Source organism: Enterococcus sp. ARL09-542, assembly GCF_005234805.1.
Lineage (GTDB): Bacteria > Bacillota > Bacilli > Lactobacillales > Enterococcaceae > Enterococcus_D > Enterococcus_D gallinarum.
In genome coordinates this window covers 460,404-484,265 of sequence record NZ_QPQX01000001.1, presented here as the reverse complement: position 1 = coordinate 484,265, position 23,862 = coordinate 460,404, and the positions used below count along the sequence as shown (strand labels likewise).

21 protein-coding genes and 1 riboswitch are annotated in these 23,862 nt (G+C 40.1%); of the genes, 6 read left to right on the top strand and 15 right to left on the bottom strand.

Annotation, left to right across the window (positions count from 1 at the left end; all coding sequences use genetic code 11):
- Positions 1-20: 20 nt before the first annotated feature.
- Complete coding sequence (locus DVW06_RS02275; protein WP_005470908.1) at positions 21-1,307, bottom strand: ABC transporter substrate-binding protein; 1,287 nt, start codon at positions 1,305-1,307, stop codon at positions 21-23.
- Positions 1,308-1,475: 168 nt separating this feature from the next.
- Here DVW06_RS02275 and DVW06_RS17360 point away from each other — a divergent pair, with 168 nt between their 5' ends.
- From DVW06_RS17360 to DVW06_RS02265, 3 genes are read left to right on the top strand one after another with little or no spacing between them, the layout of a single operon-like run.
- Complete coding sequence (locus DVW06_RS17360) at positions 1,476-2,156, top strand: response regulator (protein ID WP_238696161.1); 681 nt, start codon at positions 1,476-1,478, stop codon at positions 2,154-2,156.
- Positions 2,153-2,992, top strand: coding sequence for a helix-turn-helix domain-containing protein (locus DVW06_RS17355; RefSeq protein ID WP_238696160.1), 840 nt, complete (start codon positions 2,153-2,155; stop codon positions 2,990-2,992). The genes DVW06_RS17360 and DVW06_RS17355 overlap by 4 nt, the downstream gene beginning before the upstream one ends.
- A complete protein-coding gene (locus tag DVW06_RS02265) occupies positions 2,989-4,674 on the top strand; it encodes a sensor histidine kinase (RefSeq protein ID WP_003126001.1) in 1,686 nt (561 codons plus the stop codon). The genes DVW06_RS17355 and DVW06_RS02265 overlap by 4 nt, the downstream gene beginning before the upstream one ends.
- A 246-nt stretch (positions 4,675-4,920) precedes the next feature.
- Here the strand turns inward: DVW06_RS02265 and DVW06_RS02260 are convergent, their stop codons facing one another.
- Complete coding sequence (locus tag DVW06_RS02260; RefSeq protein WP_005470903.1) at positions 4,921-5,967, bottom strand: hypothetical protein; 1,047 nt, start codon at positions 5,965-5,967, stop codon at positions 4,921-4,923.
- Between the two features lie 777 nt (positions 5,968-6,744).
- On the opposite strand from DVW06_RS02260, the gene DVW06_RS02255 reads away from it, so the two are divergent.
- Together DVW06_RS02255 and DVW06_RS02250 are read left to right on the top strand one after the other, a co-directional pair.
- Positions 6,745-8,226, top strand: coding sequence for a helix-turn-helix domain-containing protein (locus DVW06_RS02255; protein ID WP_238696159.1), 1,482 nt, complete (start codon positions 6,745-6,747; stop codon positions 8,224-8,226).
- Positions 8,227-8,683: 457 nt separating this feature from the next.
- Positions 8,684-9,571, top strand: coding sequence for an Rgg/GadR/MutR family transcriptional regulator (locus DVW06_RS02250; protein ID WP_042620363.1), 888 nt, complete (start codon positions 8,684-8,686; stop codon positions 9,569-9,571).
- A gap of 104 nt (positions 9,572-9,675) precedes the next feature.
- Here DVW06_RS02250 and DVW06_RS02245 read toward each other — a convergent pair whose 3' ends face one another.
- The 4 genes from DVW06_RS02245 to DVW06_RS02230 all read right to left on the bottom strand — a co-directional run bounded on the left by DVW06_RS02245 (position 9,676) and on the right by DVW06_RS02230 (position 13,277).
- Positions 9,676-10,860, bottom strand: a complete 1,185-nt coding sequence (locus tag DVW06_RS02245) for a glycoside hydrolase family 3 N-terminal domain-containing protein (RefSeq protein ID WP_137264363.1) — start codon at positions 10,858-10,860, stop codon at positions 9,676-9,678.
- Between the two features lie 152 nt (positions 10,861-11,012).
- Complete coding sequence (locus tag DVW06_RS02240; protein WP_029486579.1) at positions 11,013-11,543, bottom strand: folate family ECF transporter S component; 531 nt, start codon at positions 11,541-11,543, stop codon at positions 11,013-11,015.
- Between the two features lie 26 nt (positions 11,544-11,569).
- A riboswitch (THF riboswitch) is annotated at positions 11,570-11,668 on the bottom strand.
- A 182-nt stretch (positions 11,669-11,850) separates the two neighbouring features.
- On the bottom strand, positions 11,851-12,033 hold the full coding sequence (locus tag DVW06_RS02235; protein ID WP_003125992.1) for a hypothetical protein: 183 nt from the start codon (positions 12,031-12,033) through the stop codon (positions 11,851-11,853).
- 20 nt (positions 12,034-12,053) lie between these two features.
- Positions 12,054-13,277 (bottom strand): MFS transporter, encoded by a 1,224-nt coding sequence (locus tag DVW06_RS02230; RefSeq protein WP_003125991.1) that lies wholly within the window; start codon positions 13,275-13,277, stop codon positions 12,054-12,056.
- 258 nt (positions 13,278-13,535) lie between these two features.
- Here DVW06_RS02230 and DVW06_RS02225 point away from each other — a divergent pair, with 258 nt between their 5' ends.
- Positions 13,536-14,192 (top strand): Crp/Fnr family transcriptional regulator, encoded by a 657-nt coding sequence (locus DVW06_RS02225; RefSeq protein WP_003125990.1) that lies wholly within the window; start codon positions 13,536-13,538, stop codon positions 14,190-14,192.
- Positions 14,193-14,260: 68 nt separating this feature from the next.
- On the opposite strand, the gene DVW06_RS02220 is transcribed toward DVW06_RS02225, so the two are convergent.
- The 9 genes from DVW06_RS02220 to DVW06_RS02180 all read right to left on the bottom strand — a co-directional run bounded on the left by DVW06_RS02220 (position 14,261) and on the right by DVW06_RS02180 (position 23,558).
- Positions 14,261-14,653 (bottom strand): OsmC family protein, encoded by a 393-nt coding sequence (locus DVW06_RS02220; protein ID WP_003125989.1) that lies wholly within the window; start codon positions 14,651-14,653, stop codon positions 14,261-14,263.
- Entirely contained in the window at positions 14,643-15,539 is an 897-nt protein-coding gene (locus DVW06_RS02215; protein ID WP_137264362.1) for an ATP-binding cassette domain-containing protein, read from the bottom strand. The genes DVW06_RS02220 and DVW06_RS02215 overlap by 11 nt, the downstream gene beginning before the upstream one ends.
- Positions 15,536-16,408 (bottom strand): ABC transporter ATP-binding protein, encoded by an 873-nt coding sequence (locus tag DVW06_RS02210; protein ID WP_005470890.1) that lies wholly within the window; start codon positions 16,406-16,408, stop codon positions 15,536-15,538. The genes DVW06_RS02215 and DVW06_RS02210 overlap by 4 nt, the downstream gene beginning before the upstream one ends.
- A gap of 5 nt (positions 16,409-16,413) precedes the next feature.
- Positions 16,414-17,244 carry an ABC transporter permease gene (locus DVW06_RS02205; RefSeq protein WP_003125985.1) on the bottom strand — a complete coding sequence of 277 codons (831 nt, stop codon included), beginning with the start codon at positions 17,242-17,244 and terminating at the stop codon, positions 16,414-16,416.
- A complete protein-coding gene (locus tag DVW06_RS02200) occupies positions 17,241-18,203 on the bottom strand; it encodes an ABC transporter permease (RefSeq protein WP_005470889.1) in 963 nt (320 codons plus the stop codon). The genes DVW06_RS02205 and DVW06_RS02200 overlap by 4 nt, the downstream gene beginning before the upstream one ends.
- Before the next feature lie 310 nt (positions 18,204-18,513).
- On the bottom strand, positions 18,514-20,094 hold the full coding sequence (locus tag DVW06_RS02195; protein ID WP_003125983.1) for an ABC transporter substrate-binding protein: 1,581 nt from the start codon (positions 20,092-20,094) through the stop codon (positions 18,514-18,516).
- A gap of 15 nt (positions 20,095-20,109) precedes the next feature.
- On the bottom strand, positions 20,110-20,925 hold the full coding sequence (locus DVW06_RS02190; RefSeq protein WP_003125982.1) for a MetQ/NlpA family ABC transporter substrate-binding protein: 816 nt from the start codon (positions 20,923-20,925) through the stop codon (positions 20,110-20,112).
- Between the two features lie 266 nt (positions 20,926-21,191).
- A complete protein-coding gene (locus DVW06_RS02185) occupies positions 21,192-22,283 on the bottom strand; it encodes an aminotransferase class I/II-fold pyridoxal phosphate-dependent enzyme (RefSeq protein WP_005470887.1) in 1,092 nt (363 codons plus the stop codon).
- A 321-nt stretch (positions 22,284-22,604) separates the two neighbouring features.
- Positions 22,605-23,558: a homoserine O-succinyltransferase gene (locus tag DVW06_RS02180; protein WP_005470886.1), complete on the bottom strand. Its 954-nt coding sequence runs from the start codon at positions 23,556-23,558 to the stop codon at positions 22,605-22,607.
- Between the last annotated feature and the right edge of the window lie 304 nt (positions 23,559-23,862).

The window sequence follows — 23,862 nt, the reverse complement described above, 5'->3', positions numbered from 1 at the left end:
ACCATAGCTAAATGATTTGCTTAGTTTGCGATTTGTGCTTCTACTTGTGTTTGTGCATCTTCTAGTACTTTATCGATATCTTCCCCATTGATTACTCGCTGCAAGCTTTCTGTCAATACAGATTCGATCGCATAAGTATGATTGCCGTAGTTGACGGCCGGGATCTCTTGTGACCATTGAGAGAAGTCTTGGAAAACTTTTTGTCCTCCATAAAAATCAAGTCCTGAAGTATATTCTTTTGTCTCTTCGGCAGCATTCATCGTTGAAACCAGCCCAATTTCAGTTGCCAATGTTCCCATCAATTCTTTATTTGAAGCAAACGTTTTCGCTAAAAAGTCTTTCGCATTCTCTTCACCAGCTACGCCTTTAATGACATACCATCCTGCTCCGCCAATACTTGATGCGTTCACTGAATTGCCACCAGCTAGTGCCGGAATCGGTGCAATCGCCCATTTGCCGCTTTGATCTTCAGCCCCTTGAATCGTACTAGAATACCAAGCGCCTGTTGGTGCTGCAGCAACATTTCCGGATTGGACTGCATTGACGCCGCCATCCCAATCAGAGACTTGTTCAACTAATCCTTCATTCAGTAGTGTCGCCAATACATTCAAGCCGGCTTTGAATGATTCGTTGTCTTTAATCGTTACTGTGGTGCCGTCTTCACCGGTATACCATTCACCAGCTGACTGCATGATGATCCGTGCCAATCCCAAATCGCTTGGATCCAGAGACATCATGGCATGTTCCGTTTTCTCCTTGACATCTTTGGCAATTTGAATAAAGTCATCCCAGGTAATATCTTGGAGATCAGCAGCTTCATATCCTGCATCTGCTAAATAATCTGTACGATAAAACAGCCCTGCTACCCCACTATCAAAAGGTACACCGTAGATCACATCATCGATTTTGTTGACGGCGAATTTGTAGCTGGAAAAGTCATCTTCATTGACAATATCAGTTAAGTCGCTGAAAGCATCCGGATAGGAAGATAAATAGCCTTGAATACGATAGTCTTCGATCAAAACGATATTTGGCAAGCCATCCGTATTGCCTGATGCTAGACTAGTGTTCAACTTTTGAACGATGTCATCCTGTGACATGGTCACTACTTCCACATCAACATCCTTGTTTTCGTAAACCTTTTTCGCTTCATTGACAGCTTTGATATTGAAAGTCTCATCCCAAGCCCAAACTGTAACCTTATCAGAAGAACCTCCAGTGTCACCAGTACTTTCGTTGTTGCTGCCACAAGCTGTCAATGTCAATACAGTAGCGGCAGTCACAAGTGATGCAAGCAATTTTTTCATTTTTCTCCCTCTTTCCTTTTAATTACATTTTTACTATACACTGGAGTTGTAAACGGATACAATACGCGTGGAAGAGCTTACTAAAATAGTCCAAAAATAGAAAATTTTTACTAATACCTTTCTTTTATGAAAGCGTTTATACTAGAATAAAGAAATAGGGGGGATACCATGCATCATTTACATACAGTCTTGCTTGTGGATGACGAGACCACTATTCGTGATGGTTTAAAACATATGATTCGTTGGGAGCAAGAAGGTTTTCGCTTGCTAGGAGATGCAGCAAACGGACAGGAGGCTCTAACCCTGATCCAGCAATTACAGCCAGAGATCGTGATCACAGATTTAAAAATGCCGCAAATGGACGGCATCCAATTAACAACCATCATTCAACAACAATACCCATCTATCCATTTTCTGGTATTGAGCAGTTATGATGATTTTCACTATGTCAGTCAGTCTTTTAAGAACGGTGCCATTGATTACTTGCTTAAGCCAACATTGACGCCTGCTTTGTTGCTGAAAGCCCTAAACACCATCCGCGAAAAAAAATCTGATACCCGCCAAATAACCGCTGAGGTCCCATTACAAGAATCTTTGAATCGCTATCTGGCTGGGTATGAAGAACCACTTACTCCTTTTGCTGACTATCTTGAAATAGCTATGAAACAGCAACTATGTTTTCTTTATACGAATGTCAGTTATTTTCGTTCTACTGAACAGCTTTTTCATGCATTGACAGAATTTTCGCAATCGAATACTCACTTAAAAACATTAGCGTTCAAGACCAGTAACAATGATGCAGGGCTATTGATCAGTTATTCAGCAGAATATGATTTTTTTCCTCTTTGAAAAAATGTTTGGACCAGTTGACCTATACCGAACCAAATGCCTTTTTTACCCTTGGCTGCTCATTTGAATCGATTGACGACTTACGCACAGCTTTTCTGACTCTCAAAGATAAAAGTCGGGAACAATCGTTTTTTTACAAACAGCAGCGGCTTGTTTTTGAGCATGAACTTTTTATGTACATGGAAAGTGATCGTTTTGATACAAAAAAATTTTTGCGGGCATTATTAGACAATAATTTCCTGTTGGGGATTACGCGTATCGAAGACTATTTCAATGAGATGATTCTATCAAATGTTGATCCGAACTTTCTAAAACAGCAGGCCAGCAGTATTTTTTATACGCTATTATCCCGGTTAGAAGAAGAATTTCCAACAGCCCCCCGCTTTAGTCGCTTACGAGCTGAATTTCTTCATGAGATCGGCCATGTCTTATATTTGGAGGATTTCTCCGATTTGTTGTTGTCAACGATCGATGAGATACGACTGCAACTGACAGCCCTCTCCCCTATGGATGAAGATGACTTACTGGTCTCGATCCAGCGCTTCATTCAAGACAATTATATGAAGAGCCTCTCACTATCTGAGTTGGCAGAAACGTTCCACTTTAGTTATACCTACTTGTCAGCTTTCCTTTCTTCAAAATTAAAAATGAGTTTCTCTGATTATCTAAAAAATACACGTCTAGAAAAAGCCAAAGAGTTGCTGACCCAATCTGAGTTGAATTTGTCAGAAATCAGTGAAGCAGTTGGTTATTCCGATATCAGCTATTTTTCTCGAATCTTTAAAAAAGAATTTCAAGTCACTCCTTCTAAGTATCGGCGGTTGAACCAATTATGAGAATCCAACAGTGGCTCAAAAAAAATGAATTGTTCAGCCGAATCTTTTTGTTTGTTGTGGTAGGAGTAATCAGTGTTTGTTTACTGACAGTGATCGTTATCTATGGACGGTCCAAAGATGCTTATGTGGCTTCGTATCAGAGCTCGAACCGCTTGCTTTTGGATAAGATCCAGGAAGATTATGAGCGCTTGAATGAGAATATCAATCGTATTTTTGATGTCGTCGATGAGAGCAAAGCCGTAGAAAATTATTTAAAAGGACAGCTAAATCAGGGAAGAACGATTTTAGAACTCAATGAACAGTTGAAAGATACTCGCTCGCTTTTTCAAACGATTCCTTCCAACTTGGTATTGATTGGAACGAACGGACGATCATTCTTTCAAAATGATGCTGTCCGAAACCAGTCGGTTGAAACTTTTTTGGCAAGTGAATTTACGCAGCAAATCAATGAAAATGAGGCTATTAGTCAATACTATTTTCTGGAGCAAGGGTTGAGCACTTCTACGAGCCATTCACCAGGACTGATGTATGTACGTAAGTTGATGAAAGATGATGCTTTATTCGGCTATGCATTGATTTTTTTGAAAGAATCTGATTTTTCTTCCATCTATCGGCAATTGTTAGACACAACGCTGCATACCATCTATGTGGTCAATGATCAGGGACAGATCTTATCCACTTCTGAAGAACAAAAATTAGGCACAGCTTTTGATTCAGCTATGATCGAAGTGAAAAATGATTCAGTGAATCAGATGCCTCTTTATTCTTATCAGTTTACTTTTTATGATCTGCTGGATGAATCGCATTTAGTACGCAACATGAATCTGATCAAGCCTGCCGTATGGATCGCTTTTCTCAGTATCTTGCTCTTTAGCCTGTTTGCTTTCTGGATCATTCGTACGATCACACAACCAATTTATCAGTTGATCGACAAATTACCGGCAGTCACACAGGGTGATTTCAGCAACAAGGTCTCGATCAACGGGACCTATGAAACACAGGAACTAGGACGTGCCTATAATTTGATGCTTGAGGATTTAGAATCGTATGTCGATCATTTGATGATTACTGAAGCGGAAAAACGCAAATTTGAAATCCGTTCCTTGCAAATGCAGATTCAACCTCATTTTGTTTACAATACACTCACCGCAATCAAATTTTTGATTTGGCAAAATGAACAGGAGAAAGCAACACAAGCCATCGATAGTTTCGTCCAATTGCTTCGCCATACCTTCAACCGCAAAGAGATCGTTCCATTAAAAGATGAACTCGCCATCGTAGAAGAATATCTAATCTTGATGAACGTTCGTTATGGTGACCGGATTCAATCAGCGATTTTCTCAGCAGAAGAATGTGAAAATTGTTTGGTTCCAAAAATGATCTTGCAGCCAATCATCGAAAATGCTTATCTGCATGCGTTTCCTGAAGAAGAGAAAGGTTACATTCAAATCTTCTCTCGTATCAGTAAATCAGGGCTAGTCATCGAAATCATTGATACAGGTATCGGCTTTGATGAAGCATCTTCGGTGATTAGGAACCAGACAAGCGAACATTATTCTGGTATCGGATTGGAGAATATCGATCAACGAATCAAATTACTCTACGGGGAAAAATATGGCCTGACAGTTGACTCTCGTGTCAATGAAGGAACGACTGTGCGCTTATTATTGCCAAAACAGTAAGTAACATAATTCTTAAAAGAGCCAAAAAAAATCCAGCCATTCGCACTCCGGCTATTTTTCTCAAATCTAAGAAAATAGCTTCCCCAGAGAGGCCATGGGTGGATTTCTTAATCTTAATCGCTTACGTTTTTTCCATTGGAGGCAATGACTTATTGCTATAAAAAACCAATCATCAATGAACCGGCTTCCATTGGAATCCTCCATTGATGATTGGTTACTCCCTATTTTTGTGGGTATCTTTTACTTTTAGATCCGATTTTCGTGATCCGCAGTTTTGACTAAGTTCGCACCGACCATGCCGCCGATTGATGTTAAAACTAGTCCTAAGACCATTGCTATAAAGCCCCATATGGATGCTTTAGCAGTAGCATCACTTATTTCATCAGCTTTTTTACGCGCATCTTTGACTGCTTGATCGATATCTTGTTTTGCTTGTTCAAGATTTTGCTGTGCTGTTTCAATTTGTTGTTGTGCTTCATCAGAAGCTTTTTGTAAGCCATTGACAATATTTTGTGTTGCTTCTTGTGCTTCTTGTTGATTTAAATCGGTATTTTTCGCAACCGCATTTGAAATGGCTTCTTCGTCAACAGAATCGCTGATTTTTGTTGCCCGATCTTTGAGCTTCGTTGAAAGATCATCGATGATTTCGTCAGCTTTATTTGGATCCGTAGCAATTTTCTTCCCTGCATCGGTAATATCGCTCGTTGCATCAGAAACTTGATCTTGCAAGTAGTTTGGCTGTAATTCAGGAACGTCAGTATCTTTTAATACATCGCGGACATCCGTTTCCAATTGATCTGTATTAATATCTCCCATATTCCCTGTGATCTCATCAAAGGCCTTTGATGCGACATCTGCTGTTCCCGATGCGACATTCCCTACGCCACTTCCGACAGCTGAAGCAATGTTGCCCAGTAATGAGCCGACAACAGAAAATGCCCCAATTGTTACATATGATAACATGACGATTGTAACGATCATACTGGTTGCCCAAGTAAGAAATCCATGTACCAAACCAACGCGTCTAGCTGCTACACCAGAAACAAATCCTGCTCCGAACAATGAAAGAATCAATGTCACAACAGTCCAAATCATCAAACCTGTTCCCACACCATCCAATGGGTTGTTTGAGGTAGGTTCCACCATGCCAAAGCCGATCGCTGAGCCGATTAATGAAAATGTCATAAATAATGCAATAAACGTCACGACTCCTGCGAAAATAGAGCCCCAAGATAAGTTATAACCTGCCTCCCGCTCATTTGCTCCTAAATAATCTCTAAATCCGTGTTTCATTTTACATCCTCCTTTTTTTCCTCTAAAACCAGTCTAACAACCCTACGTTTTTTTATCAATCAAGCCGACTTATCCCTCGCCCAGAAGTAAAAATACATTTGTTTTTCTATTCATCAGCACTAGCTTTTCAACTTATATTTATTAGGTTTTGTCACCATTTCTTGAAAGATAATAAAAATAATCGTTTTTGAAGAAACCCACGCCATTCTCAATTGTCTCCTAACCATTCTCACCCCTAAATGGACAACAATTTTTCAGATTATTTCCATGTAAACAAAAAAGCACAACTAACATCTCTCTTGTTCGCTAAGAATAATCGTCAAAAAGCTTTTGTACCGCCTTTTTCTAAGTTCAGCATGTAGGATTTCCTAAGGATCAGCATCGTCCATTTACTGAAATCACATAGATAAAAATAAGTACATGCACTTGTCACTGTTTTTTAACTTGTAGGAACAGGTATTATGTGTTATTTTAAAAACAAAAAATCTTCTTATATCGTTCGTTTATTAATTACGTACATATATTTAAAGACCGAATAATTATTCTATAGTGATTCTTTTACTCTAAAAAAACGCATAAAAAAAAAGTGAAAATCTGCTATTTTTGAATAGCGATTTTCTTCACATAAAATCCAATGATAATTTTACACCGAGATTATTTAATTACACAACACGACAAAAGAAGAACTTTTTTAATCAAAAATTGGTATCTCAAACTTACATTTTTGATTCATTATTAAATAATATTTATGATAATATTTTTAAAAGGAGGATGATTATGTTTGAAGATCTGTTACTCACCAATCATGCAAAGAAAAAATTAGCAATTTTGACTTATTTAAATGAGAATACCAATCAACCAATCAATATCAGTAAAATCGCCGAGCATCTGGGCTTGTCTTATCACGGGATAGCACCACTCATAGAGGAAATGCAACAAGAGTTTTCAGCGCTTTATCAAGTTTCGTTATGTGAAAAAGGTTTCAAGGTTCGTTCATTAGAAGAACCACTTTCCTATTCACTTTATCAGAAGTATTTGATTCAGGAAAGCCTTGCTTTCCAACTTCTACTTACATCGATCATGAACCCGGAAATGACCATCAATGATTTTTCAACCGTTCATTTTGTCAGTCATTCAACGATCACCCGGGCACTTAAACCATTGAATACTTATTTATTGGGAAAAGAAATCCATTTGAATGTTTCTCAGTTGAAACTGACTGGAAATGAAATCAATATCCGTTCATTTTACGTTCAAATTTTAACTTATTTAGAGAACTCACCATTAGAAGCGGATTACCTAACGGACTTCAGTGATCAAACGGTTTTGATCAACGAATTAGCATTACAAAAGTTTTCTCCTGTTAACCAACGACTGATCTTAGTCATTTTATTTGTATCCAAACTTCGTTTCGAACAAGGCTATTTGCTTAACCCAATCAATGGTTTTGAAAAATTATTTTCAAAGATGAACCATCCTCTAGAAAATTATTTTACGGCATTTATGACTGACGAAAAGCAAGTAACTTATCAGATCAATTATGTCAAAGGAATGCTGTTCTTTCTAGTCCGTTTCGCTGAGCCAACACCAGAAAGAGCTGCTCTACTTTGTGATTTCTATGAACAGATCAAAGAAGATGATCCTATTTTTCATGAGTTTATGGCTGATTTTAGTCACGTATTATTACCAGAAATCGTTGGGATCCCTTTTGATGAAGAAGTATTTTCTGAAATTCAAAAAGATAGCTTCATTATTCTGTATATTTTTTATGCAAACAATGGCCTATTGATTGATTTTTGGTCTCAAAATGAGTTGAATCTATCCTTTCAAAAGAAAGGATTTACAAATCTACAGAAAAAGATTCGTCCATTTTTGACAAAATACACTCGACGTGTTGGTTATGAATGGCTCAAAAAAGCCAAATCGCCAGTCCTAGACTATCTGACTTTTTTCATATATCCGTTTTATCAACAGCATCATTTACAAAAATTACAGGTGGGAATCATTCCTTCATTGAATTTATCAGCCATTCAGCAAATCAGTTTTTTACTGGATCACATTCAATTTGTGGACTATGATATCGTAAGAAACCACGAAAAAGACTTTGACTATTACATCGTTCCAGCAAATAGATTGTTGCCAGCAATTGAGTATCCTGCTTATGTCATGGAAGAAACTGAGACTCTAAAAGAGTTGTCGCCATTATTTGACGCTTTATGGGAGGAATATCTGACAATCAACGACTTTTCTATAAACTAAAAAACCAGTGGCTTCCTTTTTGGAATGCCACTGGTTTTCTGTCTATCATTCTTGATTTAACATAGAAAAAAGCAGAAATCGCTGTTTTCCTGCTTTTTCCTACTTCAAGTTCCTGTTTCCTCCTAAGATCGACAGCCTAGAATGCCTGCTAAGCAGGACTTTGGGGAGAGGTCAACGACCTTGGAGGAGCAAATAGTAAATTATTACTAGAAACCACCTATTTTTTGCGCTATCGAAATCTGAATTCAATCAGATTTACTGAACGAACGTTTAGCGTAAGAAAGAAAAAATGTTGATCATATTTTCAACAACTTCCCATGGAAATCCAAATAATTGAAACATTTTCTTTTCCTCCTTTAATTGACTTTCCTTTAGTTTAATTGGAAAATAGGACTATAGTTGATTTGGACTATTTTTTCGTCCACCTATTTTCTAGGTGCATTTAGGAGGTGCTTTTTTGGAAGCCAATCTATTACTGAAAAAGTTACGTACTGAACGTAATCTTTCCCAAAGAAAGTTAGCAGCCGATATATCTGAGCGGAGCACATTAGCTACTTTTGAACAAAAAGGGCATCGAATTGCTTTTGATATCCTTTACAAATACCTTGATCGCTTGAATGTGACTCTCGAAGAATTTGAATACCATTTGACAAATAATCAATTAAATGAAAAGAAGCAACTCTCGAAACAATTTCACAATGCTTATTACCAACATGATTTTGATCAGCTGGCCGTCTTGATCGAAGAATCTAAAACAACGTATCAGGAAACGCAAGACTTTTTCTATTATTTGCTTTATAGCCAATACTATTTGATCTTGAAGAAAAAGGGATACGTACATACTATCGATGAAACAGAAAGAATTGAAACCGTGATAAAAGGTTATCTCGACAAAATCGAAACTTGGGGAAGATTTGAAATCACCATTTTTGCAAATCTAATGTTTCTTTTTACAGACGAATATATTTTGTTTCAAATCGAGCAATTGAATAAGCAGGAGTTTTATAATAACTTGCTTAGTCTCAATTATCATATTTATTCTAAGCTGTTGACCAACGCTGCCTTTCTTTTCATTGACCGCAGTCAAATCGATCATCTTAAACAAATTTTGTTTTATATGACCAAAAATATTCCATTAGACAATGACCGGATTCGATTGATGATCCGCTATTTTGAAGGAATCATCGCGATTTTCCATGGTGAGATCGAAACTGGGAAACAAACAATTTCAAAGACTATTGAGATCCTAAACTTTTTAGGACAATCTGCCTATGCCGCTGAATTAACAGAATTAGCAACCAACGTCCTGTTGACCGTAGCGCCTTCTGAAGAACCTTTCTTATAATGTCGTTGTTCTCAAAATCAATGTAAGAAAAAAAAACGATCTGAATGCCTTTTTTCGGCCCCAATAAATGGTGACCGGAAACAGTGACTTTCAGATCGTTTTCTTTAATTGATTAATCCAAGGGAAGTTTTCCATTCAAGGACTCGTTTGACGGAAGCATCGATGGCTGCTTCCGGATAATTACCACTTCTGACAGCATCCACAATCACTGGGATCTGTTGCTGATAGGTAGATGACATCACTAAATCATTCCCTGCTTCTAATGCTCTCAGCCCTGCTTCTGATTGGGAAATAAAGTCTGCTAGGCCCGCCATATCCATGTCATCCGTCATGATTACTCCTTTGAAACCTAGCTGCTTCCTCAATAAATCATGGACAGGCTTCGAAATAGAGGCTGGTGCGCTGGCATCAATACTGGTAACAATATTATGTGAGACTAAAATACTGTCAGCTCCCGCTTTGATTCCAGCTTCAAAAGGCAAGAAATCATTCGTTTCCAACTCGTCTAACGAACGTTCATCTGTAACGATCTCTACATGAGAATCACGGTTATTGCCGTATCCGGGAAAATGCTTCAATGTTGAGCCAATCCGCTTCTCTTTCAAAACTGCAATGTTTCTACGAACAAATTCACTGGTTCCTTCGGCATCTAAGCCTATGGTTCGATCGTAGATAAAGGCATTCGGATCAGTCGCTACATCGGCGACCGGAAACAGACCGGTAGAAATGCCATATTCGTGGAAAATAGCTGCCTTTTGAGCAGTATCTTCTTCAATTGCTTGCCAGCCCCCTTGTTGGTAAAGTTGCTGAGGGGATAAAAATGGTGTTTGTACCAATGCAGGGTTGCGACTGATTCGAGTGACAGTTCCCCCTTCTTCGTCCATTCCGATCAGCAAAGGGATGGAACTGGCTTGCTGATAATCAGCAATCTTTTGCTTCAACGTCTCAGCTGTCTCATTCTCCGTATCACGTCCGAATAAGACATAGCCGCCTAAATGATAGGTTTGTATATCTTCGACTTGATTGATTTCAGGCACTCGTACAAAAAATAGTTGCCCGACTTTTTCTTCTAGACTCATTTGGTCAATCCGCTTATCAATCGTCGTTTCCTCCTCAGTTGATTGTTCGGGAATACTCGACTCGGTACTTAGAGAACTTGTTGACGTTGTTTGTGAAGCGTTTGTCGGTTCTTCCCCATTTGACTGTTGGTCCATCAGCCACTTCATTCCTCCTATAATGAGCAACAGAAGCAAAATAAAGCCACCCATAAGGATTCCTTTTTTATGCATAAATTCCTCCAGTTCATAAATTCCTCGTCTTATTTTACATCAGCCTATTTTAGCATGCCTTTTAAGGTAAAAAAAGCGAACACGACACACTCAAGTGTACTGTTCGCTTTATTGGATGTTTGTTTTTTATTCTTTTTTTGTTGCTAAAATGATTAGGTAAAACGCCGAGTCAAGCGTTTATAAGGCACTGCGCGCCCAACAAAGTAGATCAAAACTGTCTGAATAGGAAACATGATAACAGCTTTCATCAATCGAGCCGACCAAATTGCCCAGCTTGTTAATGGAATATTCAGCATCATTGCCAACCAGATCGGTGTCAAAATCAATGTGATCAGAAGGGTATTCAGCAAGACCACTGTTGCTGCCCGTTTCCAAGTTACTTCCTTTCTATAAAAAAAGTAACCGTAGATCAACCCACCTACGAATGCATTGATCGTAAATCCGAAGAAATAAGCGGATTTAGGGAATAAAATCATTCCTGCTATATCAGCGACCGAAGCCCCTACAGCAGTCCAGAATGGCCCAAAAAGCATCCCCATAATCAACTCAGGAACAAAAGTGAAGGTGAGTTTCAAATAGGCTGTTTCAAACCCCAAGATTTGCGACAAGACCACCATCAGGGCAATCAAAAGCCCCATGACCGCGATCATGTGTGCGTCGACTTTTCTTTTCATAACGAGCATCTCCTTTTAGAGCTGCTACAAATTCATGCAGCGAATGCGAAAATAAAACCGCGAACGAATCGTTCTTCGTCCAAAAGGCAACATCCCATCCTTTCGACACTTAACGCTTTATTTCCTACTCTGATTTATTTAGGTATCTCTACCCAGACAAACTATAGCACAGATTCTAGTGGTCTTCAATTTTAGTCCCTTTAATGACAGCTGTTTTTTAAGAATCGTTCGTTTTTTTGCCGTATCTTGGGCAAAAATTAAGGCAGAGCAGTAATGGAACCCAATACCACTGCTCTGCCACTTTGATTAACGTTGATCAGCCAATGATATTATCGTTGATCAACACACGCTTGATGTTTTTCAATTCGTGAGCAATCTCAACTTGCTCGATCGTCAAACGTTGATTTACTTCTTCCATCGAATGGATTTCTTTGTTCAATTCATTGACATTGTTTACCAAATTTTTCAGTGCTTCTAAAATCAATTGATTACTGTCCATTATTCCTACACTCCTTGTCTTTATTCTTCTCTCGAACGTTCTGAAATAGCGGCGCTTTCGACGACTTTTTTTGTTTTATAAAAGAATTTGTACAGTACAATAACAACGACCGGAATCACTCCGCAAATGATATAGATTTGAGAATAATTAAACATCCCCTTTAAGCTACCTAATGCATAAGGACCGACACCTAATCCTAAGTCTAGACCAATGAAATAAGTAGAAAGTGCAACACCGATCCGATGAGAATCGACTTCTTTTAGACATACGGCTTGTCCATTAGACATGAATGTACCATAGCCAAGTCCAACAAAACAGCCAGAAATCAACAGCATCAAGCTATTGCCAGTAATACTCAACAAGAACAATCCTAATGTCAAGAAGATAAAACTTGGATACATCACTGCATCTGCACCACGACGATCAAACAAGCGACCTGTCATTGGTCGAGTGAAGGTTACGGATAATGCATAAACAACAAAGAAGAATGCGCCTGCGGTTTCTAGGCCAAGGTTTCCGGCATAAATAGAAAGGAAACCTAATACACTGGAATAAGACAACCCAATCAAAAAGGCCAGACCTGAAATAAACAAGACTTTTGGCTCAACAAAACTGCTGAATGACCATTTCTTTAGTTCTGCTCGGTGTTCTGGTGTTAAGGAAATATTTTTCACTGGGAAAGCGAAACAAGCAATGGCTGTTACTATCGAAAGAGCAGTTGCTAATAGGATAATAAAATCAAAACCAAAAGAGGGTAACAGCAGCATTCCGATAAATGGACCGACAGCAGCTGCTAAACTCGTGCTTAATCCATAGTAGTTGATTCCTTCTCCATGTTTTGAAGAGGGAATGTACGCCGTAACAATTGCATTTGCCGCTGTAGACACTGCTCCATAGGCGAAACCATTCAAGAAACGGACACCATCCAAAATCATGATATTCGATGAAATCAAATAAGCCGCCGTAGTTATGACATAAAAAATCATTCCCCAACGTAAGATGGCTTTTCGTCCAACTAGCTCCAATACCTTACCAATATACAAGCGGGCAATCAATGTTCCTATAATATAGATCCCTGCTGCAAACCCAGCTTGTGCAGCGGAAGCCCCTAATTCTTGCGTAGCAAACTTTGCCGTGATGACGACAAAACAATAATAGACCAGAAAAACAATAAAATTAATCAATGTAATAGTAATAAAACCTTTGTTCCATAGTTTTTCTGTTTGTTGCTCCTGTTCTGACATGTTGTGTTTTGCTCCTTTTTTATTGTTTCTTTGTTTCATCATCCTCTTTCTCAGATGACAGGTCTAACTATACCTGATATTTCAAGAGCGCAAATTCGCTTTTGTTGCTGAAAAAACGCAAAAACATAATACATTAACATTTGTTATTGCTTTTTGAGTTAGAATGTTCTTTAATTAAAAAAGAATATTCACCCAGATTTGGCGAATGTGACTGTTCATTGAAAAGGAAACACTATAGGAATAAGAGGAGTGCTTTGTTTGGTAAAACAGCTATTAATGGACTATTTAGAACAAAATAATATTCCAGTAGTCATACGTAAAAAAAGAAGTTATTTGACGTATGAAGGAATCCCTGATCGTTATGTCTATATTTTGAAAAAAGGGATCATCAAGACAAGTGTCGTCACTCATGAGGGGCGTGAATTCAATTTGCGCTATATGAATGATTTCGATATTGTTTCTCTTTTTAAAGATGAATCTTCACAAGAAGTCGAAGCGCCCTTCAATGTGCGTGTCGAGTCAGAAGAAGCCGAATTATATAAGATCGTGCGCGATCAATTCTGGACAGATGTCAATCAAAATCGGGCGTTACAAGATTATGTCAAAGAGTACTATCGCAAAAATCTAATGTACTCCATGAAAAAAATGCAGCAAATGCTGATGAATGGCAAATTTGGTGCGGTCTGTACACAATTGAATGAATTATACGAAACCTTTGGGGTACCAGTGGGTGAAGGAACCTTGATTGATTTTGAGGTAACCAATGAGGAAATCGCCCGCTTTTGCGGTATCACTTCAGCAAGTAGTGTCAATCGAATGATGCAGCGGTTGAGAGAAAGCGGTGCTATCAAGACTCAAGACCGGAAACTGTTGGTTTTAGATATCGGGTCAATTCGCGAAAATATTATTTATTAAAAAAGGCAGCTAGTCGAATTTCTTTTGACTAGCTGCCTTTTTGTTTAACGTGTTTTGTGTTGTTTGAATTAAATGAAATGAACTGTTTCTGCTACCGTGATCGTTGGATCTAATGATTGGATGACTGGACAATTCGGAGAAACGAGTTTGAGACAGCGAATGGCTTTTTCTTGATATTCCGCTGAAATCCGCGCATAAAAATTGATCTGGATCGAAGAGATCGGCTCTGCTTTCTTCGTAGAATCTCTCGTATAACTGACTTCGATTTTTTCAATCTCAGCAGGCACATGAGAATTTTCCAAAACAGAAGTATACACATAACCGCCACAAGCTGCGGCTGCAGTTACAAGCATCTGAACCGGTGAGTATCCTAGTTCTCGAGCCAAGACCCAGTTGCCATTTTGCTGTGGTAATTCTAATTTATCTTTTCCTTTAACCAGTGTTAAGGTTTCAACTGCCATTTTTTTCTCTCCTTACATAATGTTCTTTTTCTACTTCTATCCATTCAAAAAGAGGACTTAAAGTGATCGTTTCTTGGATGTCTTTCTGATCCATTGCTGCTCGAGCCAGAATTGGATCAGCGATTGGTGCTGCTGCCAATAGTTTCTTTGTATAAGGATGCTGAGGGCTTTCAAAGAGTCGTTTTGTTGGCGCCAATTCAACCAATTTTCCTTGATACATGACTGCGGTGCGGTCACTGATATGACGGATCACGGATAAATCATGGGAAATAAATAAATAGGACAATGAAAATTCTTTTTGCAGCTTTAGAAGTAATTGAATGATCTGCGCTTGAATCGACACATCTAATGCAGAAGTTGGTTCATCACACAAGACAAAGGCTGGTCGATTAACGACTGCTCGAGCAATCCCGATCCGTTGACGTTGTCCACCACTGAAATTCCGAGGAAATTTATGGATGTCCTCTCCTTTGATTCCAACGATCGCAAGTATCTCTTTAGCCTTTGCTCGTGCAGTGTCTTTCGTTTCTTTCAGTAAAGGCTCCATCACTAACTCCAAAGCAGTCATTCGTGGATTCAACGCAGAATAAGGATCTTGAAAAATTACTTGCATCTGCTGATAGCGTTTCTTTTGTTCCTCTGGTGGCAAACTTGCCAGCTCTTGTCCCTCAAAAAAAACTTTGCCTGCAGATAAAGTTTCCAGATTCAAAATACTACGGCCTAATGTTGTTTTACCACTGCCTGATTCTCCTACAAGGCCTAGAGTTTCGCCCCGATGGATCGTCAAACTAACATTCTCTACTGCGCGCACTTCTGTCACTACCCCACGCCAGTTTTTGCTTCGAAACGTTTTGCTGGCCTCTTCGACTCGTATCAATTCCTTCAATTGCTTGCCCCTCCTTCCCAAACACGATGCGTCTCAGAGATTTCCCGAACGTGTAACACATCAGGAAGTTCTTCCTGATAGTCAAAGACAACTGTTTCTTCTTTATCCCCTAAGTGGGCGGCCTCGAGCAGTTGCTTCGTATAGAGATGCTGAGGTTGATAGAAAATTTCTTCAGTAGTCCCTTCCTCTACCACTCTTCCTTGGTACATCACCTTGATAAAATCACACATGCCAGCGACAACCCCAAAATCATGGGTCACCAGAACGACCGAAAGGTTCTCTGCTCGCTGCAATTGCTTGATCAATGCCAAGATCTGAGCTTGAATCGTTACATCTAATGCAGTCGTTGGTTCATCTGCAATCAGCAACTTCGGCTGTGCCAACAGTGCCATAGCGATCATGACCCGCTGCCGCATCCCCCCTGATAATTCATGGGGATACTGCTTCATCCGCTGTTCAGGAAGGGGGATCCCTACCTTGTTCAACTCCGCAATGGCAATTGTTTGCGCAGCTTTTTTTGACATCTTCTGATGTCTGCGAATGACTTCAATCAAGTGATACCCGATGGTTCGCAAAGGGTTCAATGATGTCATTGGATCTTGAAAAATCATGGCTAGCGGTAATTTGCTGCGATCAACAACTGGTTGGCCTTCAAAAACAAACGAGTCAAAGGAGTCGGAGATATTTTCTGGTAAGATCCCCATCACGCTTTTCATCGTCATACTCTTGCCACTGCCTGATTCACCGACGATCCCCACGACTTGTCCTTTAGGAATGACTAGGTCGATTTCTTTCAGCAGCTGCTGATCTCCTTGTTTTCTATGAAAAAACACGTTTAAGTTTTTCACCGTCAGTAATGGCTCTGTCATGCTTGCTACACCTCCCGCTGCAAGACACGTTTGATCATGTCCCCCAGATTATTAAATGAATAGATGGTAAAAATCACGAATAAGCCGGGCAGAATTGCCATATAAGGGGCTCGTTGCAAACTGCTTTGGGCATTTTGCAGCAAACTCCCCCAAGAAGCCATTGGCTGTTGGATTCCCATTCCCAAAAAACTCAACGCAGATTCTGTCATGATCGCTCCTGAGATGCTGGCAGAAGCTGCCACGATCAGCGTAGGTAAAACTGCTGGAAAAATATGGCGGAAAATAATACTAAAGGATGTCCGACCAATAAACTTACCATAGACAACATATTCTCTTTCTTTCGCAGCAAGTGTTTCTCCCCGAATCAGACGAGCGATATTCATCCACGAAAAGCCTCCAATTACAATAATGATCGTCGTCAATCCCGGACGCAGAAAGACACTTAAAACAATCACTAATACCAACCAAGGAATGGAAGACAAAACATCAACAAGACGCATCAAAAGACTGTCCACCCAACCACCAAAGTATCCAGCAGCTAAACCGACCATCGTGCCGATCAATGTCGCTGTAATCATCGCTAGTACTCCCACTAATAACGAGACCCGACCGCCGTAGACAACTCGAATGAAATAGTCTCGTCCAACTTCATCCGTTCCGAACAGATGGGCCCAGCTAGGTGCTTGGGACATATTGCTGACATCCGTCGCATTCGGATCGATTGGAATCAAAGGTGCCGCTAATGACAACAAAATCAGCAACGTCAAAAAGATAAAAGAAAAGGCGTAAACTGGAGAAGAGAAAATCGCCTTTCTGATTTTCTTCAATCGTTTCATGAACGATTCCCTCCTTTACGTATTCTTGGATCAACAATCGAATAAAGAACATCCGCCAATAGATTGCCTAAAATAACTAAGGTCGCTGACAGCAACATGATTGCCATGATAACGGGATAGTCCAAACTTTTCGTAGCACTCATCAAATAAGGACCGACCCCTGGCCAGCCATAGATGGTTTCTGTAATGATTGCTCCTGTGACCAGCATTGGCAGTGCCAAACCAATTTGCGTCACGATCGGGATCAACACATTGCGACTGATATGACGGCTAAAAATCTGCCATTTCGTAGCGTGAAATGCCTGCTGTACAACGACATAATCTTCTGATACTTGTTGCGTAGCTGAGGCGCGAATGTACCGAGTTAATTCTGGGAAAAAAGCGACCGTCAGTGTTGCATAAGGCAAAATAAAATGTTGCAGAAAATCGTTGAAATCTCCTTCTTTTCCAACAGTATACATCCCAATGATAGGAAACAGATTCAGCCGATACCCAAAAAGATAAATCAAAATCATTGCAAACCAGAATGTAGGCACCGCGATTCCTAAAGAAGCAATACCGTCGATCAGACGATCCCATACTTTTCCCTTGTTTGCTGCCGCCAACAGTCCGAGTAAAATTGCTAACAGCAATGCAGTCAGATACGCTGGCAGAACCAGTCGAATCGTATTAGGGATTCTGACCGCTAATTCTTGAGCGATACTGTTCTGGGATACTAATGAAAATCCCAAGTTCCCTGTAAGGATGTTTTTGATCCATAGAAAGTATTGCACTAGAAATGGTTGATCCAATCCATAGCGTTGCCGCAACAGATCAATTTGCTCTTGTGTCATATTTGGCGTTGTGATTGAATCGATCACATCATAAGGTGCGATATGAATCAGTGAAAAAACGATGAATGAAATAACGAATAGCAGAGGAATAGCCTGCAATACTCGCTTCATAATATATCGGAACATGGTTTCCCTTCTTTCTCTCAAAAAAAATCATGACAGAAGGCAGCTAGACAGATAACAAATCGCATGCACCAGAGGAGCAAGAACCTAAGTATTTCATCCAACTGATATCCGAAGAAACTTGAGATGGCTCCTGTCATACAAGAGCGGTTGTACCTTCAGCGTCTACCTCTATCTCAACCATTTCAGGCATTTTCATCTGGATGTTACTTAGGGCACAGCCCAACTTCTTGGTGCAGATCCGCCAACTTTAAAGAAGGCGAATCCGTCTATGTTTTCCGTCTTTCTTTGACTTCTGTCACAACCATTCATGTTACTTGATCGTCAATTTTGACATATCTTCAAATGTGTAGATTGGAATCAAGCCAGCTTCTTCTACATTGGCAATGCGATTGTTGACGGCTAAAATCTTTTTATTATCTACGATAGGATAGATTCGAGCATCATCAGCAATGGCTTGTTGCAGCTGGTCATATAACTCTTTCCGTTTTGTTTCATCTAACTCAACCGCTGCTTTAGCAAACAAATCATCGGTAGTATTGTTCTGTGTTTGGAAATAATTTGAGCTGCCATCCGTTTTGAAAAGCATACCATAAAGATCTGGATCATTTCCCATGATATAGCCGCCTAAAAATAAATTGTATTTTGTCGAACCGGCTTTTTTCAATTCTGTAAAGATCGCTGTTCCATCGCCGCCTTCCAATGAAACGTTGATACCTGCTTGCTGTAATTGTTGTTGAATCAATGTTGCCTGAATCGTTTGCGCAGGATCCGTTGAAGTAAATGCTAGATTCAGTTGGAGATTGGATACACCCGCTTCTTGCAAAAGTTCTTTGGCTTTTTCCACATTTGTTTCATATTTTTCCACGTCTTCGGTCGCGTAAGGATTGTTCGGTGGCAAGAAAGAATATGGCGTATCAAAATATTCATCACTCAAATACGCTGCCTGATTCATTTCATTTTTGTTCAAAGCATAAAGAACCGCTTGTCTTACTTTGACATCTTTGAGGGCATCAGAATGAGTATTCAATCCTAGATAACCAACCCGATTTTCAGTATACGGATATACTGAGATCATTGATTCATCCAAATCTTCAATATCAGAAGGCAAGACAACTGCCGCATCTACTTCGCCTTTTTGTAAAGCGACTTTAGCCGTATCAGTACTTTCAATGATCCGCAACGTCACATTTTTGATTGCTGCTTCGCCGCCGTAATAGTTTTCATTGGCTTCAAAAGTAAAATATTCGCCGCGCTTGTATTCCTTTAATTTGTAAGGCCCTGTTCCTACGGGGGTTTCAGGCAATTCGCTAACAGAAAAATCAGTCACATCTTTATAAATATGTTCAGGAATGATATACGTTTCAGTTGCGATATTATTTAATGCTGCTGCACTTGCAGAAGGTAAAACAAACTTCACTGTATAATCATCAACTTTTTCAATGCTGACCGGTTTTCCATCTACCCATAACGCATCTGCATTGCCGTTTTCTTTTTTCACTTTTTGTTCATAAGTAAAAACAACATCCTCTGCGGTAAAGGCTTCGCCATCTGACCATTTCACATCTTTTTTCAAATGAACCGTCAAGGACAAGCCATCCTCAGCTGGCTCAACCGAATCTGCTAGTGCATTTTGGGTTGTTCCATCCGCTTCAACAATCACTAAAGGAGAATAGATCATGTTGGTGACAGTCAGCCCCCAACGGTCACTCGTATTGATTGGATTCGTTGACGTTGGATCACCGCTGATCGCATAAGTGAACGTGTCTTTATCTCCTGCTTGAGTTGAAGTTTTTGTTGTTGAATCTTGTGTACTGGATGAGGAGCACGCAGCTAAGAATAAACCTATACTGATAATCGCTGTCCCAATCAATCCTTTTTTCCAATTTTTCATCGTTCTCCTACTTTCTTACCATACAGGTATACTTGATTTTTTTGTTACTTTATCAATAATTTCTTTGACTTCATCTGTTTGATAATACTTGATGATCGTCTGATACGTCTGATTTTCTTTTTCCTCCGCTCGGGCCGCGATCACATTGTAATACGGTTTGGACGAATCTGCGACAGGCTCTAAGAAAATCGCATCTTCTGTTGGCACAAATCCGGCATCAACAGCCATCCCATTGTTAATCAATGAAATATCGACATCCGTTATTGCTCGCGCGGTCTGATTGGCATCCAGCAACTTGAACGTCAGCTGCTTCGGGTTATCGGTGATATCATTCGTCGTTGGCAGCAGACCTTTTGATTGATCCAATGTGATCACCCCGGCCGTCTGCAGCAACAATAATGCGCGGCTCTCATTTGAAACGTTATTTGGTAACGCGACAGTAGCACCATCAGCCAATTCAGCAATGTCTTTGATTTTGTCTGAATAAATCCCCAGTGGATTGAGTGTGGTATAAGCAATCGTTGTATTGGAATATCCGCTTTCCTGATTGACATTATCCATAAAAATCTCTGTCAAGGCTGCGTGCAGATCAATCGAACCGTCCTCTAGTGCCAGGATGGGCTGACGATAATCAGTAAATTTAACGAGCTGTAGATTGATTTGCTCTTTTTCCAACAATTGTTCCTGAACATATTCCCAAGCTTCATTTTGCTCTCCAACAACCCCAAGCTTTACTGTAGTTGCCTCTGAGGCAGGTTTGCTGCAGCCTGCCAAAGCAAAAACCAATACGCCTAAAAATACGCTAACCCATTTTTTCCAACTTATTTTCATTTTTTTCTTCCCCTTTTTCCCCCTTTGAGCGAAGCCTACAGAAGCAACGATCCCTTTCTTGTGATTGTCGCAAATAGACGCAATGACTGGATAGAATACTTAGTACTTAACTACAACTTTACATTTCCTGCTGTAGTCAGTTGATCATCGGACTAACTATTCATATGTAGTGTAACTTTATCTTATACACCAAAAACTGTCAATAAAGAAACTCTAGTAAAGCCTTGCGCTATATCTTTCTATAGTACTCGCAAAAAGGGGTTTTTTTAGATGTAAGACAATGCCTGCTTAAGATCCGCAATCAAGTCCTGACTATTCTCGATCCCAATAGAGAGCCGCAAGAGATCCGGCGTCAAACCATAGGACTCCCGTAATTCTTTAGGGATATCTGCATGTGTCTGCGTCGTAGGATAAGTGATGAGACTTTCAACTCCGCCCAAACTTTCAGCAAATGTAAAAATTGAGAGTTCCTTCAAAAATGAACGGACTTTCACTGCCTCCTTTAACCGAAGACTGATCATACCTCCTACACCAGGATACAGTACGTCTTTGATTGCTGGCTGGCGTTTTAAAAACGCAGTGATTTCTTTTGCGTTTTGCTCTTGTCTTTCAAACCGTAACGGCAACGTTTTTAAACTGCGAATGAACAACCAACAGTCGAAGCTGCTTAAAGTTGGGCCAGTGGTATTGGCAAGATAGGTCAAGCGTTCACCAAGGGAGACTTCTTTTGCAATGATCACACCAGCCAAAATATCATTGTGACCTGTCAGGAACTTGGTCCCAGAATGAAGAACGAGGTCTGCGCCTAGTTCCAACGGTTTTTGTCTCAATGGTGTCAAAAAAGTATTGTCAACGATGAGTAAAGCATTGACTTGATGCGCGATCTCGGCGACCGCAGACACATCGATTTCTGTCATCAATGGATTTGTCGGAGTTTCTAAAAAGACCGCCGCAATCGTTGAACTGATTTGTTCTTCAAGTTCGTTTAGCGTATTGAAATAGTGAAAATAAGCAATCTGGCGCGCTTGTAACTCTTCAAAAAAACGATAACTACCCCCATATAAATCTCTTGATACGAGAAATTCACTGCCGCTTGGGAAAAGTTCAAAAATCAATGCGATCGCACTCATACCTGAGCTCGTGACGATTCCTCGAGCGCCATTTTCTAAGGTAGCCAGCCCGGATTCTAATAGCTCTCTCGTCGGGTTTTTGGTACGTGTATAATCATAACCAGTACTTTGACCTAATTCAGGATGCGCATAGGTGGTAGAGAGATAGATTGGTGCACTGACAGCTCCCGTCGCTTGATCCGAACGATTGCCTAGTTGTGCTAAAAAAGTCGTCATATCAACAGTCATAATCGTATTTTCCTTTCTTGGTTTAGTGTGCTCAATGAAGCGGGATAAAGTCGTTGTCGCAAAATTCTGACGATAGTAGTGAAACTAGTTGCCTTAACTGCCAAATTGTTCGTTGATGAGTAGAATGAAGCAATCATAGCCTTTTGTGAAACAATGAAGCAAAATGAGCTGTTTTGATCATTCGCTGTGGAAAACCTGACCATTGATGGAGGGTAGAAGTAAATGAGTACAGCAGTCACTGGTTTAAAACTAGCGGGCTTTTCAGATCAACCTTCTTTGTCTAGCGCTCTTTTGTTTCACTGAAAAAAACATTGACTAAAGTCACTGCCGCCTATGTCCGCCCTCCCATTCATTACCTATATAATAACCAGTACGCGTTGGCAGAATCTGTAAATCATAGGGCGTGCGCTGGTAGGTTTCGTGGATCCAGTTACTGAAAAACAAGGACGCATGCCCTCGCCAGCGATTGATGACCGTTCCTTGCTGGTCGGAAAAATAATTTTTGGGGAGTGCCGTTTTGAGCCCTTTGGCTTTATCTCGCAAATATTCTTCTTTCAACGTTTCTGTATAGTATTCCAAATGCCCTAAAAGAAAACTATTTTTATGGTCATGGGAAACTAAGAGTGCTGGACCGGTCTCTATTCCTGTAACAAGCACATTCAGAGGTGCAAGTGGCAGCTGCGCCTCATTGATCCCCGTATAACGAGAATGGGGCATCATGAAGGAATCATTAAACCCTCGTATCAGCGGATGAGCCTCGATCACTCGCTGTTCAAAAATACCAAAAAGTTTTTGCTTATGAAGCACTTTTTCGATACCATAATGATAGTACAGCCCAGCTTGTGCTCCCCAGCAGATATGCAATACCGATGTGCAATTTGTTTGACTCCAAGCCATGACTTCCTGAAGTTCCTGCCAATAATCAATCATTTCAAAAGGCATTTTTTCGACTGGTGCTCCTGTAATGATCAAGGCATCGAAACGTTCCTCACTGACTGCCTTAAATGCGACATAAAACTTGTCTAGATGAGTCGAGCTAGTATTTTTGCTTTCATGTTGCTGCATTTTCAATAATGTTACTTCGATTTGCAAAGGACTTTGGGACAAAAGCTGCAACAATTGATTTTCTGTAGTGATTTTTTGCGGCATCAAGTTGACGATCGCAATTTTCAAAGGGCGAATTTCTTGTTTGATAGCTCGCTCTTGTTGTAAAGCAAAAATGTTGTGCTTCAAAATAGCTGCTGCCGGTAATTCTTTGGGGATGATGATTGGCATCTTCTCACTCCTTTTTCAATCGACTCCTATGAACATTTACTTTTTATTACCTTATCGTTTCTCGTGGTTTCACCTATCGTTGCTTCTGAACATGGTTGGTTCAGTGTGACTTGCATGCCATGCTTTGCATGTCAGTCGCAGTGATTCGAGACGTGGTGACTACGTTCCCTTCGGTCGCCTAGTACTGTTCATCATCTGCTCTGCCATGCTTTGCATGTCAGTCGCAGTGATTCGGGACGTGGTGACTACGTTCCCTTCGGTCGCCTAGTACTGTTCATCATCTGCTCTGCCATGCTTTGCATGT

Excerpts from the sequence above, each read along its gene's own strand:
- DVW06_RS02275 (WP_005470908.1), bottom strand. The coding sequence starts at position 1,307 with ATGAAAAAATTGCTTGCATCACTTGTGACTGCCGCTACTGTATTGACA.
- DVW06_RS17360 (WP_238696161.1), top strand. The coding sequence starts at position 1,476 with ATGCATCATTTACATACAGTCTTGCTTGTGGATGACGAGACCACTATT.
- DVW06_RS02265 (WP_003126001.1), top strand. The coding sequence starts at position 2,989 with ATGAGAATCCAACAGTGGCTCAAAAAAAATGAATTGTTCAGCCGAATC.
- DVW06_RS02260 (WP_005470903.1), bottom strand. The coding sequence starts at position 5,967 with ATGAAACACGGATTTAGAGATTATTTAGGAGCAAATGAGCGGGAGGCA.
- DVW06_RS02255 (WP_238696159.1), top strand. The coding sequence starts at position 6,745 with ATGTTTGAAGATCTGTTACTCACCAATCATGCAAAGAAAAAATTAGCA.
- DVW06_RS02245 (WP_137264363.1), bottom strand. The coding sequence starts at position 10,860 with ATGCATAAAAAAGGAATCCTTATGGGTGGCTTTATTTTGCTTCTGTTG.
- DVW06_RS02240 (WP_029486579.1), bottom strand. The coding sequence starts at position 11,543 with ATGCTCGTTATGAAAAGAAAAGTCGACGCACACATGATCGCGGTCATG.
- DVW06_RS02235 (WP_003125992.1), bottom strand. The coding sequence starts at position 12,033 with ATGGACAGTAATCAATTGATTTTAGAAGCACTGAAAAATTTGGTAAAC.
- DVW06_RS02230 (WP_003125991.1), bottom strand. The coding sequence starts at position 13,277 with ATGTCAGAACAGGAGCAACAAACAGAAAAACTATGGAACAAAGGTTTT.
- DVW06_RS02220 (WP_003125989.1), bottom strand. The coding sequence starts at position 14,653 with ATGGCAGTTGAAACCTTAACACTGGTTAAAGGAAAAGATAAATTAGAA.
- DVW06_RS02210 (WP_005470890.1), bottom strand. The coding sequence starts at position 16,408 with ATGACAGAGCCATTACTGACGGTGAAAAACTTAAACGTGTTTTTTCAT.
- DVW06_RS02205 (WP_003125985.1), bottom strand. The coding sequence starts at position 17,244 with ATGAAACGATTGAAGAAAATCAGAAAGGCGATTTTCTCTTCTCCAGTT.
- DVW06_RS02200 (WP_005470889.1), bottom strand. The coding sequence starts at position 18,203 with ATGTTCCGATATATTATGAAGCGAGTATTGCAGGCTATTCCTCTGCTA.
- DVW06_RS02195 (WP_003125983.1), bottom strand. The coding sequence starts at position 20,094 with ATGAAAAATTGGAAAAAAGGATTGATTGGGACAGCGATTATCAGTATA.
- DVW06_RS02190 (WP_003125982.1), bottom strand. The coding sequence starts at position 20,925 with ATGAAAATAAGTTGGAAAAAATGGGTTAGCGTATTTTTAGGCGTATTG.
- DVW06_RS02185 (WP_005470887.1), bottom strand. The coding sequence starts at position 22,283 with ATGACTGTTGATATGACGACTTTTTTAGCACAACTAGGCAATCGTTCG.
- DVW06_RS02180 (WP_005470886.1), bottom strand. The coding sequence starts at position 23,558 with ATGCCAATCATCATCCCCAAAGAATTACCGGCAGCAGCTATTTTGAAG.